The 19,614-nt window shown below is 63.3% G+C and carries 16 protein-coding genes; 9 read left to right on the top strand and 7 right to left on the bottom strand.

Translation table 11 applies throughout. The features are described from left to right. The 6 genes from QUG01_RS13685 to QUG01_RS13660 all read left to right on the top strand — a co-directional run. Window positions 1-1,338: Ig-like domain-containing protein (locus QUG01_RS13685; RefSeq protein ID WP_500830620.1), on the top strand; the 1,338-nt coding region annotated here is incomplete at its 5' end. A gap of 124 nt (window positions 1,339-1,462) precedes the next feature. Beyond that, the gene (locus tag QUG01_RS13680; protein ID WP_500830619.1) at window positions 1,463-2,917 is read left to right on the top strand and encodes a TolC family protein; all 1,455 of its coding nucleotides are present in this window, start codon (window positions 1,463-1,465) and stop codon (window positions 2,915-2,917) included. Continuing rightward, window positions 2,914-3,657, top strand: coding sequence for an efflux RND transporter periplasmic adaptor subunit (locus QUG01_RS13675; RefSeq protein ID WP_500830618.1), 744 nt, complete (start codon window positions 2,914-2,916; stop codon window positions 3,655-3,657). Before QUG01_RS13680 ends, QUG01_RS13675 begins: the two co-directional genes overlap by 4 nt. Before the next feature lie 3 nt (window positions 3,658-3,660). Further along, window positions 3,661-4,989 carry an efflux RND transporter periplasmic adaptor subunit gene (locus QUG01_RS13670; RefSeq protein WP_500830617.1) on the top strand — a complete coding sequence of 443 codons (1,329 nt, stop codon included), beginning with the start codon at window positions 3,661-3,663 and terminating at the stop codon, window positions 4,987-4,989. Between the two features lie 3 nt (window positions 4,990-4,992). Further along, complete coding sequence (locus tag QUG01_RS13665; RefSeq protein WP_500830616.1) at window positions 4,993-7,101, top strand: site-2 protease family protein; 2,109 nt, start codon at window positions 4,993-4,995, stop codon at window positions 7,099-7,101. 77 nt (window positions 7,102-7,178) lie between these two features. Continuing rightward, entirely contained in the window at window positions 7,179-7,709 is a 531-nt protein-coding gene (locus tag QUG01_RS13660) for a GNAT family N-acetyltransferase (protein WP_071110110.1), read from the top strand. 23 nt (window positions 7,710-7,732) lie between these two features. Here QUG01_RS13660 and QUG01_RS13655 read toward each other — a convergent pair whose 3' ends face one another. Further along, window positions 7,733-8,068, bottom strand: coding sequence for a hypothetical protein (locus tag QUG01_RS13655; RefSeq protein ID WP_043626770.1), 336 nt, complete (start codon window positions 8,066-8,068; stop codon window positions 7,733-7,735). A gap of 62 nt (window positions 8,069-8,130) precedes the next feature. After that, entirely contained in the window at window positions 8,131-8,718 is a 588-nt protein-coding gene (locus QUG01_RS13650) for a phage tail protein (RefSeq protein WP_500830615.1), read from the bottom strand. A 223-nt stretch (window positions 8,719-8,941) separates the two neighbouring features. Between QUG01_RS13650 and QUG01_RS13645 the strand changes: the two genes are divergently transcribed. Beyond that, window positions 8,942-11,215, top strand: coding sequence for a DNA internalization-related competence protein ComEC/Rec2 (locus QUG01_RS13645; RefSeq protein WP_500830614.1), 2,274 nt, complete (start codon window positions 8,942-8,944; stop codon window positions 11,213-11,215). Here QUG01_RS13645 and QUG01_RS13640 read toward each other — a convergent pair. Genes QUG01_RS13640 through QUG01_RS13625 form a run of 4 tightly spaced genes read right to left on the bottom strand, consistent with a single transcriptional unit; the run spans window position 11,202 to window position 15,972 of the window. Continuing rightward, window positions 11,202-12,092: a response regulator gene (locus tag QUG01_RS13640; RefSeq protein WP_500830613.1), complete on the bottom strand. Its 891-nt coding sequence runs from the start codon at window positions 12,090-12,092 to the stop codon at window positions 11,202-11,204. The genes QUG01_RS13645 and QUG01_RS13640 overlap by 14 nt on opposite strands. Continuing rightward, window positions 12,082-14,664: an ATP-binding protein gene (locus QUG01_RS13635; RefSeq protein WP_500830612.1), complete on the bottom strand. Its 2,583-nt coding sequence runs from the start codon at window positions 14,662-14,664 to the stop codon at window positions 12,082-12,084. The genes QUG01_RS13640 and QUG01_RS13635 overlap by 11 nt, the downstream gene beginning before the upstream one ends. Before the next feature lie 10 nt (window positions 14,665-14,674). Further along, window positions 14,675-15,451 (bottom strand): ParA family protein, encoded by a 777-nt coding sequence (locus QUG01_RS13630; protein ID WP_500830611.1) that lies wholly within the window; start codon window positions 15,449-15,451, stop codon window positions 14,675-14,677. A gap of 35 nt (window positions 15,452-15,486) precedes the next feature. Next, window positions 15,487-15,972: a surface-adhesin E family protein gene (locus QUG01_RS13625; protein ID WP_500830610.1), complete on the bottom strand. Its 486-nt coding sequence runs from the start codon at window positions 15,970-15,972 to the stop codon at window positions 15,487-15,489. A gap of 272 nt (window positions 15,973-16,244) precedes the next feature. Between QUG01_RS13625 and recQ the strand changes: the two genes are divergently transcribed. Both recQ and argJ read left to right on the top strand, forming a co-directional pair. Beyond that, window positions 16,245-18,041: a DNA helicase RecQ gene (recQ, locus tag QUG01_RS13620; RefSeq protein ID WP_500830609.1), complete on the top strand. Its 1,797-nt coding sequence runs from the start codon at window positions 16,245-16,247 to the stop codon at window positions 18,039-18,041. 88 nt (window positions 18,042-18,129) lie between these two features. Next, the gene (gene argJ, locus QUG01_RS13615; protein WP_500830608.1) at window positions 18,130-19,347 is read left to right on the top strand and encodes a bifunctional glutamate N-acetyltransferase/amino-acid acetyltransferase ArgJ; all 1,218 of its coding nucleotides are present in this window, start codon (window positions 18,130-18,132) and stop codon (window positions 19,345-19,347) included. A 30-nt stretch (window positions 19,348-19,377) separates the two neighbouring features. Here argJ and QUG01_RS13610 read toward each other — a convergent pair. Beyond that, window positions 19,378-19,614 (bottom strand): hypothetical protein (locus tag QUG01_RS13610; protein WP_500830607.1); only part of this gene is annotated, 237 nt, incomplete at its 5' end.

Genomic DNA, 19,614 nt, shown 5'->3' with positions numbered 1-19,614 from the left:
AACATCACCATCGACACCGCCGCGCCGAGCGCGCCGACGGGCCTGGCCCTGGCCACGGCTTCGGACACCGGCAGCAGCCATAGCGACGGCATCACCGACAACAACCAGCCGACAGTGCAAGGCACGGCCGAGGCGAACAGCACGGTGACGGTGTATGTGGACGGCACGGCGGTGGGTACGGCGACGGCGAACGGCAGCGGGGCATGGAGCTACAACCTGAGCAGTCCGCTGGCCGATGGCAACCACAGCATCCGGACGACGGCGACGGATGCGGCGGGCAACGTCAGCGGGCAATCCAGCGGCTATAACTTCACGGTAGATACCGCCGCGCCTCAGGTGCAGAGCTTCACCGCTTCCGACACGCTGAGCACTTCGGCCAGCACGGTGGCTTACCAAGTGGTGTTTTCCAAACCGGTAGTCGCGTTCACCGCGGACAACCTGAGTGTGGTGACCAGCGGCGGCGCGCATGGCACGGTGTCGAGCGTCACGCAGATCAACGCGACTACCTACGCCATCCAACTGAGCGGCGTAGGCGGCGACGGTACGCTGTCGCTGTCGATCAAGAGCGGCACAGTCAGCGATGTCGCCGGCAATCAACTGAAGGGGACGGTCAGCGTGCCCTCGTACCAGGTATCTACGCAGGTGGTGACGACCAGCACGGTGACCCCGGTCCATGCTGGCGCGACGACCAGCTTCGGCAATACCTTACAGTTGCCGCCGATCACGCCGAATATCGTGCTGGCCGCAGTCAGCGGCAATCCTGTTGTGGCCACTGCCAATGAAAACAGCGGGCCTGCCGAGCACAACGCAAGCGGCATCTTGACGTCAAACTTCGGCGGGACGGACAACGTCAACGGCGCCGTGCCGTCTTTCGTCAGCAATGTGGCGATCAATCCCACCATTGCCTTGCAGGTCAATCCAGACTTGGGGGGGCGGCCACTGGTGTCCGGCCAGTCTTTTTCCATCACGCTGCCGCCGGCCACCATCATTACCCGGGAGTCGACGGCAAACCTGAGCATTGTGGCCCGGCAAAGCGATGGCCAGCCATTGCCATCCTGGCTGAAGTTCGATCCCGCGACCGGCAAGTTCACCGGCCAGGCGCCAGCAGGCTGGGCCAAGGCTATTTCTGTGGATATCCGGGTGCAGGACAAGTCGGGACACCATGGCAACAGCCATATTCAGCTGAATTTCGGGCAACGGCAGTCAAATACTGGCGGCAGCGGCAAGGCCGCCGCGGTGGCAGGCAAGACCGCGTTGAACCAGCAATTTGAAAAGCATGGCCACAAGGCCTTCCTGCAGCAAATGCAGGCTTGGTTGGAGGGGGAAACTCAAGCGTAGGCAGGTTATAGAAGGCAGCGCAGGGCGGTGCCCTGACCATCTCAACGCTCAAGGGGGCGGAAGCATGCAAGCCGTAAAACAAGCAAGATCATGGACCGTTAGATGGATCCCGTTAGCGGTAACTGTGGCTTTGACCGGGTGCGCGGTGACGCCGCAGCCGTTGAGCGTGGCGGATCGCCAAGCTACCTTGGCCGCCGATCGCCAGGCGATGTTCGACAGCCAGGAACCGTTGGCTGGCCCGGTAACGCTGCAGGAGGCGATGGCGCGCGCCTTGAAATACAACCTCGATTACCGTGTGAAGCTGATGGAGGAGGCGATGGCGCAGCGCCAGCTGGATTTGTCCAGTCTGGACATGCTGCCGAAGCTGGCGTTGGCGGCTGGATATACTGCCCGCAACAAGGACAATGCCTCGTCCTCCCAAAATGTGGCAACCGGAGAGCAGTCGTTGGTGCCGTCCATCTCCTCGGAAAAGCATGATCGCACTGCCGATTTGAACCTGAGCTGGAATGTGCTGGATTTCGGCGTCAGTTATTTTTCCGCCCAGCAACAGGCGGACAGAGTGCTCATTCTGGCGCAGCGCAAGCGCAAGGTGGCGCAGCAGCTGATGCAGCAGGTGCGGGAAGCGTGGTGGCAGGCCGCGGGCGCGCAGCAGCTGCAGGGCCGGGTAGATGCCTTGCTGAAGCAGGCCGAATCTGCCTTGGGGGATGCGCGCCAAGTCGAGCAGCAGAAGCTGCGCTCACCGTTGGATGCGCTCAATTACCGGCGTCAATTGCTTGACGTGATCCGGCAGATGACCGCCGTGCGCAGCGCCCTATCCCAGGCCAAACCCAGGCTGGCTGCCATCATGAACGTCATGCCTGGCCAGGATTTCCAGATTGCGCAGCCGGCCGGCATGCCGGTGCCGACGCTGGGCATCGATATCGACAAGATGGACGATATGGCTTTGCTGAACCGGCCTGAGGTGGTGGAGGCGCATTACAACCAGCGCATCAGCGCCCTGGAAACGCGCAAGGCCATCGCCAAGCTGCTGCCGGGGCTGGAGTTCAGCGTAGGGCAGCATTACGACAGCAATAAATTCCTGATCAACAATGCCTGGAGCGATGCCGGCCTGCGCATCAGCTGGAACCTGTTGAATCTGTTCAGCGCCGGCGCCATCACGCGCACCGCGCAGGCGCAGGTCGAAGTGGACAAGGCGCAGCGCATGGCGCTGAACATGGCGGTGCTGACCCAGGTCCACGTCGCCTATCTGGATTATCAGGGCAAGGCGCGGCAGTACGAGCTGGAACATGAGCTGAACAGCGTGGATCAAGCGATCTACGAGCAGACTCGCAACGCGGTGGACAGCGGCGCTTCGGCCAGGCTGCAGGGCATCCTGGCAGACGCCAACGCCGTGTTCTCGTCCCTGCGGCTGTATCAGTCCTATGGCGACATGCAAAATGCCTATGGCCTGATGGGCGCGAGCCTGGGGCTGGACCCGCTGCCGGCGTCGACCAAGGGATATGACCTGGCCTCGCTCAGCCAGGCTTTCCAGGGGGCGGAAAACAAGTGGCAAGGCATGGTGGCTGGGGGCGCGAAATGAAAACCGGCTACCTAGCGATGTGCTTCTGGCTGGCGGGGGCGGCCATGGCCGCCGCTCCGCAAGCGGGCTCGTCGGTCAACGCCGCCGATGGCCGCATACGCGTGCAGCTGATGTCACGCCACGCCGTGACGTTGTCGGGAGAGGTCGCCGCCAAGATCTCCGCCCTGCCGGTGGTGGAGGGCGGCAGCTTTCGTCGGGGACAGTTGCTGGTGGAGTTCGATTGCAGCAGTTATCGCGCCCAGTTGCACAAGGCCCAGGCCTCGCTGGAGGCGGCCAGCCAGTTGCTGAAAGTGGATAATCAACTGGCTAAGTACAACTCGGTGGGCACGCTGGAGCTGACCCAGGCCCAGGGCAAGGCCAAGGAGGCGGCTGCCGACGCCAGCTATGCCCAGACCCTGGTGTCCAAGTGCAGCATCGTTGCGCCGTTTGACGGGCGGGTCGCCAAGCGTAGCGCGGCAGTCCATCAATACGTCAACCCCGGTAACCCGATTCTGGACATCGTCGATTCCGACTCGCTGGAACTGCGCATGTTGGTGCCGTCCAAATGGCTGGCCACCCTGCAGCCAGGCCGCCGCTTCACGATCACGGTGGATGAGCTGGGTGCCAGCTTCCCGGCCAAGATAGAACGGCTGGGCGCGCAAATCGATCCGGTCAGCCAGTCCATCCTGGCCATAGGCGTGATAGACGGCAAGGCCGCCAACCTATTGCCCGGCATGAGCGGCTGGGCCAGTTTCAAATAAGCCATGGGACACGCCGATCGTAGTCGGGAACTGGCCACTTTGCTGCAGCTGTTGCATCGCGCGCGCGAGGCGGACAGCGCGGCGAGGCTGGGCTTCGTCATGGTCAATGAGAGCCTGCAGTTGCTGCCGTATCGCCAGGCCGCCTTTTGGGGGGAGGGATTGCACAGCCATGTCGTCGCCTTGTCCGGCTTGGCCGAACCCGACCCCACCGCGCCCTATCTGCAATGGCTGTCAGCATTGTTCCGTTATCTGCGGCCCGGCTCGGGCGATGTCGCGGCTAGTCGCTGCTGCGTCGCGGCCGACCTGCCGGATGCCTTGGGCGCGGAGTGGGGACATTGGCTGCCGGAGCATGGCTTATGGCTTTCGCTGGGCGAGCATGGCGCCTTGCTGCTGGCGCGCGATCTTCCCTGGAGCGAATACGAGTTGCGGCTGGCGGAGGAGCTGGCACATGGCTACGCCCATGCGCTGCGCCCATTCGCGCCTCGGCGCAACTGGCGCGCGAAGGTTGGCGATTGGCTGAAGCCGGGGCCGCGCCGCAAGCGCTTGTTGCTCGCCTTGCTGGTGCTGGTGTGTTTCCCGGTGCGTTTGAGCGTGCTGGCGCGGGCGGAAGTGGTGCCGGATGACCCGGTTCTGCTGCGGGCGCCGGTGTCCGGGGTGATAGACAAGGTTGCGGTGTTGCCGAACCAGCCGGTGCGGCGCGGGGCGGCCCTGTTCGATCTCGATGCCACGGTGCTGACCGGGCAATTCGAGTTGGCGCGGGAGGAGGCGAAAGCCGCGGAGGAAAGTTTTCGCGCCAGCGCCCAACTGGCGCTGACCGATGACAAGGGCAAGTTGGCGTTGGCCGAGGACAAGGCCAAGCTGGAAGAGAAGGACATCACGGTAGATTTTGCCGGCCGGGAACTGAAGCGGCTGCACGTTACCGCGCCGTCCGACGGCGTGGTGGTGTTCTCCGACCGCAATGACTGGCAGGGCAAGGCGGTGGCGCAGGGCGAAAAAGTCATGACGCTGGCCGATCCCTCCAAAGTCGAATTGACTGCCTGGCTGCCGGCGGCGGAGGCGATCGCCGTGCAGCCGGGCAGCCAAGTCACCTTGTATCCCAACGCTTCGCCGTTCCGTTCCTATGACGCGGTCTTGCAGCGCGTGGCCTACAAGGCGGAAGTCAGCGAGGGCAATCTGCTGGCCTATCGTTTGCAGGCGCGCTTCGAGAGTGGCCAGCGTCTGCCGCAGCTTGGGCAGATGGGGACGGCCAGGGTGTATGGGGACTGGGTGCCTTTGAGCTACTACGTTTTGCGTCGGCCATTGACCGCGGCGCGCCAGTGGCTGGGGTGGTAAGCCATGGAAATCAAGGGATTGCCGCCATTGCGTCAGGAATTGACGCTGCATGCGGGGCCGGCACAGTCCGATGGCTCGCCCACCTGGATGCTGCATGATCCGTCGGCCAACCGCTTTTATCAGCTCGGCTGGGCCAGTTTTGAAATGCTGTCGCGCTGGCAACTGGGCAACGGGCCAGAGCTATTGGCGTCGGTCAATGCGGAAACCACGCTGCAACTGAACCTGGACGATCTGCGGCAATTGCTGCTTTTCCTGCGGCAACACCAGTTGCTGCAGGCTGGCAGCGAGTCTGAAAGCGACTGGCTGTGGCGGCTGCATCAGGCCGGCAAGCCGGGCTACGCGATGTGGTTGCTGAAGAACTATCTGTTTTTCCGCATCCCCTTGCTGCGGCCGGAAGCCGGCTTGAACTGGGCCCTGCCGCGGCTTGGCCTGTTGTTCCGCCCGGCGTTCTGGTGGTTGACAGCCGGCATCGTCCTGCTTGGCCTGGGCATGGTTTCCCGGCGCTGGGATGAATTCACCCATACCTTCTCCGCATACGGCGGATGGGCCGCCGCGCTGGGCGTCGCCATTTCCTTGGGGCTGGCGAAAATCCTGCATGAGCTTGGCCATGCGCTGACCGCGCGGCATTTCGGCTGCCGGGTGCCGGCGATGGGCGTGGCCTTTTTGGTGATGATGCCGGTGTTATACACCGACACCAACGATGTCTGGAAGCTGCCGTCGCGGCGGCAGCGGCTGCTGATCGGCGGCGCCGGCATGCTGGCGGAGCTGACATTGGCGGCCTGGGCCACGTTTGTTTGGAATTTTCTGCCGGATGGCCCGTTGCGTGCAGGCGTTTTTCTGTTGGCGACCACTACCTGGCTGGCGACGCTGGCCATCAATGCCAGTCCCTTCATGCGCTTCGATGGCTATTTTCTGTTGGCCGACTGGCTGGGCGTGCCCAATCTGCATGGCCGGGCGTTTGCGCTGGCGCGCTGGCAGATGCGACGCGTCCTGCTGGGTTTGGACGATCCCGTGCCGGAGCGCTTTCCGCCCGCGCGGCAGCGCGGCCTGATTCTGTTCGCCTGGGCAACCTGGCTGTATCGCCTGGTGTTGTTCACTTCTATCGCTTTTCTGGTGTATCACCTGTTCTTCAAGGCTCTGGGCATTTTGCTGCTGGCGGTTGAACTGGGCTGGTTCATCGCGCGCCCGATTGTCGGCGAGTTGCGGATCTGGTGGCTGCGGCGGGCCGATTTGCGCTGGCAGCGCGAGACGCGCCGCAGCGCCGCGTTACTGGGCTTGGCGTTGCTATTCCTCATCTTGCCTTGGCAAAACGATGTCGCCAGCCCGGCGGTGATGGGCGCGGCGCAATCGCAAGGGTTATATGCGCCGGAAGGCGCCGTGGTGGCCGAAGTGCTGGCGAAGGATGGACAGCGGGTGCGGAAGGGCCAGTTATTGCTCAAGCTGTATTCCCCGGCGCTGGCGCAGCAATTGGCGGTGGCCAGGGCCATCGAACGAGGCCTGGCCTGGCGAGTGGCGCAGCAACCATTCAACACGGCTTTGCAGCAGCAAGGGCAAACCCTGCAGAAACAGTGGCAGGCCGCGCAACAGCAGGTAGAAGGTCTGGCGCAGCAGGAAAAGCGCTTGTGGTTGACCGCGCCGTTCGATGGCCGACTGGCCGACGCAAGCGACGCGCTTCGCGCCGGCACCGTGGTGGCGGCTGGCGAGCGTCTGCTGCAGGTGGTCGGACCGTACGGCATGCGCGGCGATGCCTATGTCGATGAGAATGAGCTGGCCAGCCTGCGCCGCGGCGGTCACGCCACCTTCGTGGCGGACAGCGGCGAAGGGCTAGCGGTGTCTTGCATGCTGGGCGCGATCGATCGCCTGAACCTGGCGACGCTGGATCAACCGGTGCTGGCATCGACGTATGGCGGGCCGATTGCGACCGAATCGCGAGATTACGGCCTGGTGCCCTTGCACGCGCTGTTCCGGGTCCGGCTGGAGCGGTGCGACCAGCGCCTGGCACCGCTGCGTGAAATGGCAGGCGTCGCGCGGTTGCGCGGCGAGCATTACAGCCTGCTGCAGCGAGGCTGGCTGCGCCTGACTGCGGTGCTGGAGCGCGAGGCGGGGCTTTGATCTCACCATCCGAAGGGTTGCCTCGTTTATGCAGGCGATGTTTCCATTCCAACCACTTGTCGTCATGAGGAGCTTCGATGTCAGCCGAACTCAATTTCTCATCCATGGCGCACGGCTTGTCGCTCAGACCCGTGCGCAGCGGGGATGAGGCGTGCATCAATCGCATCTACCGCAGCGCGCGGCCCGATCTGCTGCTGATAGATGGGGAAGCCGATCTGATCGAGACGGTGCAGCGTCAGCAATATCAGGTCTTGCAGATGGGCGCGGGGCAGCAATTTCCCAATGCGATGCATTTCATGGTGGAGAAGCTAGGCAGCGCGGTCGGCGTGGTCATGGTCGACTTCGGGCACAACGAAGTGCGCATCATCTTTCTGGCCATGCTGCCGGAGGCGCGCGGCAAGGGCTACGGCAAAGTGGTGTTGCAGGGCCTGCAGCAAGCCGCGCGGCAGGTGCGGTGTCCGCTGGCCGCCGTGGTGTGGCATAACAACGGCCAGGCTCGCAAGCTGTATCAGTCGCTGGGCTTCGTACTGGAGGAGCCGGGGGCGATGGCGGATAAGCTGGTGTGGTATCCGCAGGCGGAGAGCATCATGGTCGGGGCGACTGGATAGCCTGAATCACGCGCGGACCGCATCTAATTGAAGGGCAGTTGAAAGTAGCAATACTGCCGGTCTCGTCCCATGGCCCCGGTGCGGCTGATCCAGACATTCTCCAGCGTGCGCTGGGGCTGATTTTCCGCCGCCGGCAGCTGCAAGTGGCCTACCGCATCCACCAATGGGGTGGCGCCGACTGCGATCAGCTCCACCACGAAAGGCGTGCGCTGCTCGGCTTCCCAGCCCGGCACTTGCGACAGCGGCTTTTGGCGCACCGATTGAATTTGCAGCTCAAGCTCCACTTGCTCCGGCACCAGGAAATGGCAGACCTGGCCGATCAAGGGAACGAAGTCTTCGCTGCGCAGTTGGTTCAGCATCACGCTCTCCTCGGGATTTTTTGTCGCCAGGCGGCAACGGCGCTGCCGCCTGTTGGCCGCTGTTATTGCCTGGTGGGGAAGATGCCTTGCACCGCGATGCAGAAGTTCAGCGCCAGGTACGGGTTCAACACGCTGACCGGGGTATTGCCGCCGGCGACATCCGTGTTGCCGCTCAGGCCCAGGCCCTTGACGGTGACCGGGCTTTCCAGTTGCTGGCTCCAGATGGTGGCCAGGCCGGTGCCGCCGCCGGATGCGCCGAGATACGGGTTGCTAGCGCTGGGTGTGCTGGCCGGCGTGGTTGGATTCGGCACCGTTGTGGCTTGGAAGCTGACGTTGACGGCGGAGGTGCCATGGTTGTGAAGCGGCATATTGGCGGTCAACAGCGCGACGGTTTGATGGCCGCCGAAATTGCCGATGGCGTAGGACGGCAGATTGTAGGTGGGTTGAGCCGGTCCGATGCTGATCGGCATCCGTCCACACAAATTGGGCAGTTGAAAGGTGCTGCTGCCATTGCCGCCGTAATGCGAGCCGATGACGGCGAACAGCGCCTGATTCTGGCTGACCTGCAACGTCTGACCCTGGCATTGCGCCCAGTCCACCGGCGGGTAGTCAAAACCAAAGGGGATAATGGTGCCGATATAAGCGTCCACGTTTGCTCCTTCGTCGGATGATCCTGTCGGCGGAATTGCCGGCAGGGGAGAAACATCCATCGTTGACATAGGTTTAGCCCATGCGGACGCGAATTCAATAGTCATTGTCATAATTTATGATAAGTAGTTTCACTTAAGAATTTAAACCACAGTTAAACGCTTCGCGCAGGACGGATGGGTGAGTGCGCGATGGCGAGGATGGAACCATGTCTGGGGGACGGGCATGCCGTTACTGATGGGATGGGTTGCCGGAATCGTAGTCTGCGCCTTCCTGTCCGAATTACCGGCTGGCGGCGCGCTGGCCGGAGGCGTCGCCGGGGTGGCTGGACTGATGTGGCGGACAATCCCGCGTTGGCGGCCGTACACCGTCTTTCTGTTCGCATTGACGCTGGGTCTGGCTTATGCCGACTGGCGCGCGCAGGCGCGAATGAGTCAGGAGCTTGCGGCCGAGTGGGCGAAAAAGCCGGTTGAGTTCATCGGCACGGTGCGGGGCTTGCCGGACCCGGGCGAGTTTGGCGTGCGGCTGACGCTGGAAGTGGAGCGTGTGTTGACGCCAGGCGCATCGTTGCCGCCCAGGGTGCAGTTATTCGATTATCGAAACCAGGTTTGGCCGCCAGGCAGCCGCTGGAGGCTGGCCGCCCGCTTCAAGCCGCGGCGGGGCAGCGCCAACCCGTTTGGCTTCGATGCGGAACAATGGCTGTGGTCCGAAGGGTTGCTGGCCAGCGGTTCGGCCGGCAAGGAGCGGTCACGCCTGACCGATCGCAAGGATGGGCTGGCATGGGTCGATGGCTGGCGCGCCGCGCAGGTGGCGCGTATCGAGAGCGTGCTCGGCGTCGGGCGCGAGTCGGCGCTGGTGGCCGCGCTGACCGTCGGCGCCCAGCAGCGGGTGGCGCGGGAGGACTGGCGCTTGTTCTCCGCCACCGGCCTGACCCATATCGTTTCCATTTCCGGTCTGCATATCACCATGTTGGCCGGCTTGGCCGCCTGGGTGGCTTCTTGGCTGCTGCGGCGCTGGCCCATGTTCAGATCGCCGCGAGTGGCCACGGCGGCGGTTGCCTGGCTGGTGGCGGCGGGCTACGCGCTGCTGGCGGGGTTCTCGGTGCCGACGCAGCGCACCTTGTTCATGCTGCTGGTCGGCGGCGGCTGTCTATTGTTGCGCCATCAGCTATCGCCGTTTCAGGCTTGGTGGTTGGCCTTGGCGCTGGTGTTGCTGCTCGACCCGTTTGCCGTATTGGCGCCGGGATTGTGGTTGTCGTTTGGCCTGGTCGCCGCCCTGATGTTCGGATCGTGGGCGCGCAGACGACCGGCTGCGGCCTGGCGCGCCGCGCTGGGCGGCCAGTGGTCGGCGGCCGTCGCCAGCCTGGTGCCGTTGGCGGCCTGGTTTGGCGGGTTTCCCCTGGTCTCGCCCTTGGCCAATGCGCTGGCGATTCCCTATGTGTCGCTGCTGTTGACGCCCGTCGCGCTCTTGGCGGTGTTGTTGCCCTGGGATGGTTTGCTGCCCTTGGCTGGATTATTGGTTCATGGGTTTTACTGGGGTGTGGATTGGCTGGCGAGAGGCCCTGCCTGGCATGTCGCCGGCCCGCCATGGCCTTTGCTGGTTTTGGCCGCGATCGGCAGCGTCTGGCTGATCGCGCCGCGTGGCGTGTCGGGCAGGGGTTTGGCCTGCCTGTTGTTGCTGCCCGTGCTGGTTTATCGTCCGGCAGGGCCCAAGGAGGGGGCCTTCCGGGTGACGGTGCTGGATGTGGGGCAGGGGCTGTCCATGCTGGTGCAGACCGCGCAGCACGCGCTGCTGTTCGATACCGGCGCCGGCGATGCCGGGCGGGTGGTGCTGCCGCAGTTGCGCGGCTTGGGGGTGGCATCGCTGGATGTCTTGCTTTTATCGCATCACGATGCGGATCATGATGGCGCGGCGGACGGTATGCTGCGGGAGATGCCGGTGCGGCGTTTGCTGGCGGGGCAACCGCAAACGCTGCGCGCCTGGTCTGCTCGGCCTTGCCGGCAAGGCGATGCATGGAGCTGGGATGGCGTGCGCTTCGAGGTGCTGGCGCCATGGCCGGATGTGCAGCCGACGGACGATAACGCGCATAGCTGCGTGTTGCGGGTGGCTGGCGCGAAGCATGCGCTGCTGGTCAGCGGCGATGCGCCGGCGCCGGTGGAGGAGGCGCTGGTTGCGCATTATGGAGAGCGCTTGCGCAGCGCGGTGCTGATTGCAGGCCACCATGGCAGCAGAACCTCAAGCAGCGAGGTTTGGCTGCAAGCGGTCCGGCCGCAGTTGGCCGTGGTCAGCGCCGGCTATATGAATCGTTATCGCCATCCGCATCCGGCTGTGCTGCATCGTCTGCGGCAGCAGGGCATCGCGCTCTTGCGTACCGATCTGGATGGCGCCTTGACCCTCGAATTGGCGGATGCGGTGGACTGGCAATGCCTTCGCCTGCGGCAGGCACGCTATTGGCGCGCGCGCGGCGATTGCGCAGCCCAGCCGCTCATGTCTGATTGACCACGGCGATCACGCGGTTGCCATTGCCTTCGTAGCGCAGGCTGTCGAACGACAGCTTGCGGGCGATCAGAATGCCGCGGCCGTGGCAGGTCATCAGCGAGGCCGGTTCGGCGTTTTGATAGTATGCCCAGTCGAAGCCGTCCCCCATGTCCTCGATGGTGAATTGCAGCTGGTGGCCTTGGTGGTCGAATTCCAAAGCCACTTGGCGGTCGCTGTACTCTGGCGCCTGCAGTCGGTTTTCCAGTTCCTTTTCCCAGGTGCCGGCGGCAATCAGCTGGCTTTTCTCTTCGTAGCTGATGCCCAGGTTGCCGTGTTCGATGGCGTTGACCAGCAGCTCGAACAGGCCGGTGGCCACGCGTTCCGGCTGGCGGCTGGTTTTAGCCAGCAAGGCGGTGATCGCCTGCGCTTCGCGGTGGGTGCGGCAGCGGAAGCGGGCGCTTTGCAGATGGCGCAGCGCATCGACGTGCAGATTGGCCAGCTCGCGGAAATGCGCGTAGCGGTCCCAGTGGCCCACGGCCGCGCCGACGATGGCCAGCAGCATGTCGCGCGAGAACGGCTTGGTCAGGTAGTAGAACGCGCCGGCCGCCAGGCCTTCCTGCACGCTGGAGGCGGCGCCCATCGCCGTTTGCATGATGACGGGCAGAAACTCCAGCCTGGGCTCGGCCTTGATCTTCTTGAGCACGTCGAAACCGCTCATGCCCGGCATCATCTTGTCCAGCAGGATGGTGGAGAACTGTTCGCCGTCGCGTTGCAGGATGTCCCAGGCCACCTCGCCGTTTTCCGCCAACTGGGTTTCGTAGCCGGCATCCTGCAGCAGCTCGGACATCAACTCAAGGTTGAACGGCTCGTCGTCAACGAGCAAGAGTTTATGAGGCATCAGGGAGTCCCTCCTCTAGGTTCCGCTGAAACTGCTGCGGGATGCAGAATGTAAATACGGCGCCGCCATCCGGCCGATTCTGCGCGCGGATCTGTCCGTGATGGGCATGGATGATTTCACGGCTGATCGCCAGCCCCAGCCCGGTGCCGCCGGCGCCGGTCTTGGTGGTGCTGCTCTGGATGAACTTGTCGAATATGGTTTCCAGTTCCTTTTCCGGAATGCCCGGACCGGCATCTTCTACACTGACAATGGCCCATTCCCGGCCTTCCTGCTCGATCAATTTGGCGCGCACGTGAATATCGGCTCCCACCGGGCTGAATTTGACGGCGTTGGACAGCAGGTTGCGTATCACTTGGCCGATGCGGAAGGGGTCGATGTCGGCGACCAGCAATTCGGGAACGCACTCCAACTGCAGACGGATCTGGCTGCGGCTGGCCAGCGGGGTGATCTCATCGCAGGCGTCGCGCAAGCATTGGCTGAGATTGTTGCGGCTGATCGAATAGTCCATGCGGCCGACTTCCATCTTGGCCATGTCCAGCAAGTCGTTCAGCAGCGTCAGCAGGCGGTTGCCGCTGGCATTGATGCGGCCGAAGTACTGCTCCAGCTTGCCGTCGTCCAGGCTGCGCGCGCGCAGCTGCCCCATTTCGGTGAAGCCGAGGATGGCATGCAGCGGCGTGCGCAGCTCATGCGACATATTGGCGAGGAATTCGGTCTTGGCGCGGCTGGTTTCTTCGGCCAGCACCTTGGCCCGCCGCAGCGTGTCTTCCACCGAGCGCTGCGCCGAAGTGTCCTGGTATACCCAGATGGTGCCGAGCTTGGGCACCGATGGATTCACCGCCTTGCCGTGCAGCCGGCACCAGAACAGCTTGCCCTTGCCGGTGCGCAGCCGCACTTCGATCTGCACCACCTTGCCGTCGTTGAGCAGGCTGTACAGCGCCTTGCCAGTGTGCTCCCATTGATCCGGATTTTCAAAATAGGGCAGGGTAGGCTGGCCGATCACGTTGCGGCCCTGCTGCTGGAACAGCTCCAGAAAGGCGTTGTTGACCTGGCGCAGGTGGCGATCGACGATATAGGCCATCGCTAGCGGGCTGGCGTCCAGCAGCGCCGATAGTTGCCGGCTCTGCACTTCCACCTGTTCGGCCAGGCTGTTTTTCAGGCGGATCAGCGCTTCTTCCTGCTGCTTGCGCACAGTGATGTCGCGACAGACGGTGACATAGAACCAGTCGTCCGGCATCACCACGCGGCTTAGCGATAGCTCGACGGGCAGCAACTGGCCATCGCTGCGCAGCAGGCTGGCCTCGAATGGCCGGCCCTCGTGCTCCAGGGCGATTTGTTCGAACGCTTGATTGGGATTGCGGCTATACAGCTCCGGAAACAGCACGCCTACCGGCAGATGCTCCAGCGAGGTCGCGCTCTGATCCACCAGGCCGGCCGCCGCTGGGTTGGCCTGCAGGATGTGCCCGCCGCGGTCGATCAGAATGATGGCGTCCGAGCTGGCTTGCAGAATGGCGCGCTGGCGCGCCTCGCTCTGCGCCAGCGCCTGTTCCGACTGGACGCGGTCATTGATTTGCTCGTTCAGGCTGCGCGTGTTCTGCTCCAGCTGTTGTTGCTGTAGCTGCAACTGCTTGTGCAGGCGCTGGTTCTGCCCCAGTTGGCGTTGTTGCAGCAGCAGCAGCAGCGCCAGGATGCCGGCCGAGGAGGCCAGCATGGTCCAGGCGGAGGACGGCAGCATCGGGTGAATCGGCTCAAGCGCGTAAGCGCCCAGCAACAGCTCGTTGCCGCCCACCGTGCTGCGGCGCGAGAAGCTTGGCGCATCGGAAGGGATGGCCTTGCCTGGTTGCGAGTCCAGCAGGGGAAGGTTCGGCTGATTTTTGCTCCAGACCAGCAGCCGCACGTGATGCAAGGGGTTGTCGGAGACCAAGGCGTCGCCCATGGGCTGCGTCAGCCGCTCCTGACGCAGATTCAGCAGCAGCAGCGTGTGGTCGTCGCCCAGCCGCGTGACGATATCAAGCCGATGGTTGCCGGAACCGGCGCCCTGGCTAGGAAGCAGCATGGGCAGGTCGCTGCGGCGCGCCAAATCGAGCAGCCACTTGGTGTCGCCCTGGTGGCTCAGGTCCAGTCCTTGCGGCAAGGCGTTGGCGTCGTCCGGCAGATAACTGGCCACCGGGTAATACTGCATTTGCGCTGGACTGGGCACCAGATGTTGGTTTTGCAGATAGCGTATGCCGGTGGCGATACGGTTCTCAAAGGCCTCGCGCTGGTTCTGTTCTACCAAGACCACCGTGCCGATGCCGGCAAACGCGCTATCGTCGCGCGCGACGCGGCGGGCAAGTTGCTGAAAGGCATGCGCCGGGTCGCCGTTTATCAGTTGTTGCGCCATGATGCGCGAGTGTTCCAGCGCATCGCCCAGCTGCAGCACCACCAGGCCAGTGGCCAGCGAGCCCCAGTGCTGCTGTTGCTGCTGACGCTCGTCGCGGTCGTGCTCCAGCAGCAGCCAGTATTCAGTCAGCAGCAGCGCCGCGCTTAGCGCGATGCCCAGCAGCAGGGTGGAGAGGCGGTTCAACCGCGGCATGTCAGCCCCGTCAGCGTTCGCTTAGTTCTTGATACAGGGCCTCGAATTCGCGCGACAGTTTGTGGCGCGGGTCCAGAAAGATCATGGGGCGCGCGGCCTGGTGAGATTCGCGGATTTTGACCGAGGCCGACAGCGGCGAGTCCAGCACCGGCAGGCCTTCGGCTTTCAATTCGTCTACCAGCTTGACCGGCAGACTGGCGCGCGGCTGGAACTGGTTGACCACGATGCCTTCGATGAACAGCGCCGGGTTGTGATCGGCGCGGATCTCGTCCGCGCTGGCTTTCAGATTGTACAGAGCGTGGCGGGAGAAGGCGTCGCAGTCGAACGGGATCAGGCAGCGATCCGCCGCGATCAGCGCGGAGCGGGTGTAGAAATTCAGCGCCGGCGGGGTGTCGATCCAGATTTCGTCGTAATGCGGCGCCAACAAGTCCAGCGCTTCCTTCAGCTTGAACATCTTGTAGCGCGATTCCAGCTTGCCCATCAGTTCGGCCAGCTCCGGGTGCGAGGCCAGCAGCGACAGGCCGCTGATGGCGGTGCTGCGGACGAATTCATGCGGCTCCTTGCCGAACAGCGAGATATTGAGCATCTGCTGGAACAGGTCGGCCACGCTGGGGGAGCCGACCGCCGCGGCCTCGCCCAGCAAGTACTGGCTGGCGTTGCCTTGCGGATCAAGGTCGATCAGCAGCACGCGGCGCCCCTGGCTGGCCGCCACCGCGGCCAGGTTGACGGCGATGGTGGACTTGCCCACGCCGCCTTTCTGATTGAATACCACGCGTCGGATGGTCATGACTGACTCCTGTTGATAGCGGTGCGGCGACAGGCTCAGAAGCCGGGCTGCCCTTTGCAGACCAGCAACATTTGTTGATAACTGGCGGAATTCTGCACAACCGGCATGGATTTTATCTGTGCGTCATTATAGGTGAAGCTGGCGATCTGCCGGCCGTTTTCATCGAACAAGGTCATGTCCAGCAAGCGGAAGGTATGCTGCGAGCAGTCGATCTGCCAGGTGTTCAGCGATGTTTTGTGCCGAGGCGTGGTCAGAAAGTTCTCTTTTTTCAGATTAAAGATGGTCTTGCGATCGCGGAAGGTCGCCAGCGCGCCCTGGCGCTTGATCGACAGCAGGTCCAGCTCATTGAGGATGTTGCCATTGGGCGAAACGCCCAGGTTCTGCCAATCGGCGCTGGCCGGTTGCGCGGCGGCCGCGGCGGGCTTGGCCGCCGTTTGGGACGCCGTGGTCGACTGTTGCGGCGTGGCGGCGCAGCCCGCCAGCAGCGTCAGGGCGAACAGGGAGGCGATTTGGGTACGCATATCAGGGTCTCCGGAATTTCCCGCAAGTGTCGCATGGCGGAGGGGCGGCGGGGAACCGCAGCCGCGATGCGGCAGAAATTTTCAAAAATTTTGGAACTTAACTCGGGCAGGGGGAGTCTTTCACAGTGCGAGAGCATTTTTCCTCTTCGTTTCACATTGTCTCCATCCAACTTATGGCCGCCTCCCCGGGCGGCCACTTTTTTTGCCTATCGTCCCCCGCGGCGGACGCTTGCCGTACAATACCGCTTTTCCCGCAAGGCGTTTCTTCCGGCATGCACGACGCAGTCTCCATCCTTAATCATATTTTCGGCTATCCGGAATTCCGGGGCCAGCAGCTGGAGATCGTCGATCAGGTGGCGCAGGGCGGCCATGCCCTGGTATTGATGCCCACCGGCGGCGGCAAGAGCCTGTGCTATCAGATCCCGGCGCTGCTGCGCGACGGCGTGGCCATCGTGGTGTCGCCGCTGATCGCGCTGATGCAGGACCAAGTGGCCACCCTGCAGGAGCTGGGCGTGGCGGCGGCCTGCCTGAATTCCGCCACCGGGCCGGACGAGGCCCGCGACATCGCCCGCCAGGCGCGCGCCGGCACGCTGGATCTATTGTATGTGGCGCCGGAGCGGCTGCTGACGCCGCGTTTTCTGGAGTTCCTGTCGCAGCTGAAGATCGCGCTGTTCGCCATCGACGAGGCGCATTGCGTCAGCCACTGGGGCCATGATTTCCGGCCCGAGTACCAGCAACTGGGCCTGCTGGCCGAACGCTTCCCCCAGGTGCCGCGCATCGCGCTGACCGCTACCGCCGACGAGCAGACCCGGCTCGACATCATCCATTACTTGAAGCTGGCCGAGGCGCGGGTGTTCCTGTCCAGCTTCGACCGGCCCAACCTGTTCTATCAGGTGGTGGAAAAGCATAATGCCAAGAAACAGCTGTTGGATTTCATACGCCAGGAGCACCAGGGCGCTACCGGCATCGTCTATTGCCTGTCGCGCAAGCGGGTGGAAGATACCGCGCAGTGGCTGCGCGAAAACGGCATCGAGGCGCTGGCCTACCATGCCGGCATGAGCCACGCCGAGCGCGAGGCCAACCAGCGGCTGTTCCTGCGCGAGGACGGCATCGTGATGGTAGCCACCGTCGCCTTCGGCATGGGCATCGACAAGCCGGACGTGCGCTTCGTCGCGCATATCGACATGCCGAAAAGCCCGGAAAACTTCTATCAGGAATCCGGCCGCGCCGGCCGCGATGGCCTACCCTCAGCCAGCTGGCTGTGCTACGGCCTGAACGACGTGGTGCAGCTGCGGCAGATGATAGAAGGCGGCGAGATGGCCGAGCTGCAGAAACAGGTGGAGCTGTCCAAGCTCGATGCGATGCTGGCCTTCTGCGAAACCGCCGGCTGCCGCCGCCAGCACATCCTGGCGCACTTCGGCGAACAAAGCCGCCCCTGCGGCCACTGCGACAACTGTCTGCATCCGCCTATCACTTACGACGCCACCGAATCGGTGCGCAAGTTGCTGTCCTGCATTTATAGAGTGGGTCAGCGCTTTCCCACCGGGCATGTCATCGACGTGCTGCTGGGTCGGCAGAATGCCAGTATCAGCCATCACCGCCACGATCAGCTCAGCACCTATGGCATAGGCAAGGACATGAACCAGCGTTGGTGGCGCTCCATTGTTCGCCAGCTGGTGGCGCGCCAGCTGGTGCAGGTGGACATCGCCCGTGGCCAGTCACTGGTGCTGACCGATGCTTGCCGGCCGCTGCTGAAGGGCGAGCAAACCATCTATCTGCGCCCGTTGGCCGACGAGAAGAAATCGCGCGGCAGCGGCGCCACCGACCGCTGGCTGCGCACCGAGCGCGAGGAGCGGCTATGGCAGGCGCTGCGTCGTTGGCGCCGCCAGGTGGCGGACGAGCACAATGTGCCGGCTTATGCCGTCTTCTCCGACCGCACCTTGCGTGATCTGGTGGAGAAGCGTCCCGACAGCCTGGCCGGTTTGCAACGCATCTATGGATTGGGCGAACTGAAACTGGCCCGCTATGGCGACGCGCTGCTGGATTGCCTGCGCGCGGCGCAGGACTGAACGCCAAGCGGCGCTGGACGTTTTGTTACGCCTGGATTGTCCATATTCTTATACAATTGGTCGCATATTTGTAAATTCGGAGAATTCCATGGCAGTGAATCTGAATCCGCCGCAAGCCGGCCAGTTGCCGGCGATTGCCGGCGTCGAGCTGCTGGTGGCCGAAGCCGGCATCAAGACCCCGGGGCGCAAGGATGTGCTGGTGGCGCGTCTGGACAAGGGCAATACCGTGGCCGGCGTGTTCACCCGCAACCGATTCTGCGCGGCGCCGGTGCGGCTGTGCCAGCAGCATCTGGCGGCAGGGGTGCAGATTCGCGCGCTGGTCGTGAACACCGGCAATGCCAACGCAGGCACCGGCGTGGATGGCCACAACCGCGCCCTGGCTGTCTGCCAGGCGGTAGCGGAACAAAACCAGCTGCAAGTGGAGCAGGTGTTGCCGTTCTCCACCGGTGTCATCCTGGAGCCGCTGCCGGCAGACAAGATCATCCAGGCGTTGCCGACGCTGCGTCAGGCCGACTGGGCTGAGGCCGCCCAGGCCATCATGACCACCGATACCATCGCCAAGGCGGCCAGCCGCACGCTTGAAATCGACGGCAAGAAAGTCTCTATCACTGGCATCGCCAAGGGATCGGGCATGATCCATCCCAATATGGCCACCATGCTGGGCTTTGTCGCCACCGATGCCGCCGTCACCCGCCCGCTGTTGAATCAACTGGTCAAGGAAGTGGCGGATCAGTCCTTTAATAGCATCACCGTCGATGGCGACACCTCTACCAACGACAGCTTCATCCTGATCTCCACCGGCAAGAGCGAAGCCGCGTTGATCGACTCCGTCGAACAGCCGGCCTACCTGCAGTTGAAACAGGCCCTGCTGGAAGTGGCCATCGAACTGGCGCAGGCCATTGTGCGCGATGGCGAGGGCGCCACCAAGTTCATCACTGTCGAAGTCAACGGCGGCCGCTCGGTGGCAGAGTGCAAGGACGTGGCCTACGCCATCGCCCGTTCGCCGTTGGTGAAGACGGCCTTCTTCGCCTCCGATCCGAACCTGGGCCGTCTGCTGGCCGCCATAGGCTACGCCGGCGTCGCCGACCTGGATGTCGACCGGCTCTCCCTGTATCTAGATGATGTGCTGGTCGCCTGCGAGGGCGGCCGCCATCCGGAGTATCGCGAGGAGCAGGGACAGGCGGTGATGAACCAGAGCGAGATCACCGTGCGAGTGGAGTTGGGACGCGGCGCGGCCAGCGCCAAGGTGTGGACCTGCGACTTCTCCTACGAGTATGTCCGCATCAATGCCGATTACCGCAGCTGATCTCTCTATATAGATAAGTTGCAAAACCGGCTATCTGTGCAAAAAGCTCCCTTCCCTGGGAGCTTTTTGCGTTTCAAACCATGAGCACGCACGGTCTGCCGGCCATTTCCAAGGACGGTTCTGATGGGAAATAAATAATTTCATATTCATATATTGTTGCTTATCAGTCGTTTGCGCGGCATCTCGTAAAAAACCTGCATTTTTCTCAAAAAACCTGTTGACCGAGGGTGAGGGCGCAGGTATAGTTCGTCTCCTCAGCTGACGCAG

It is taken from the genome of Chromobacterium sp. CCUG 76385, assembly GCF_059916625.1.
The sequence above is the reverse complement of the archived record's forward strand: the minus strand, read 5'-3'. Positions and strand labels throughout refer to the sequence as shown.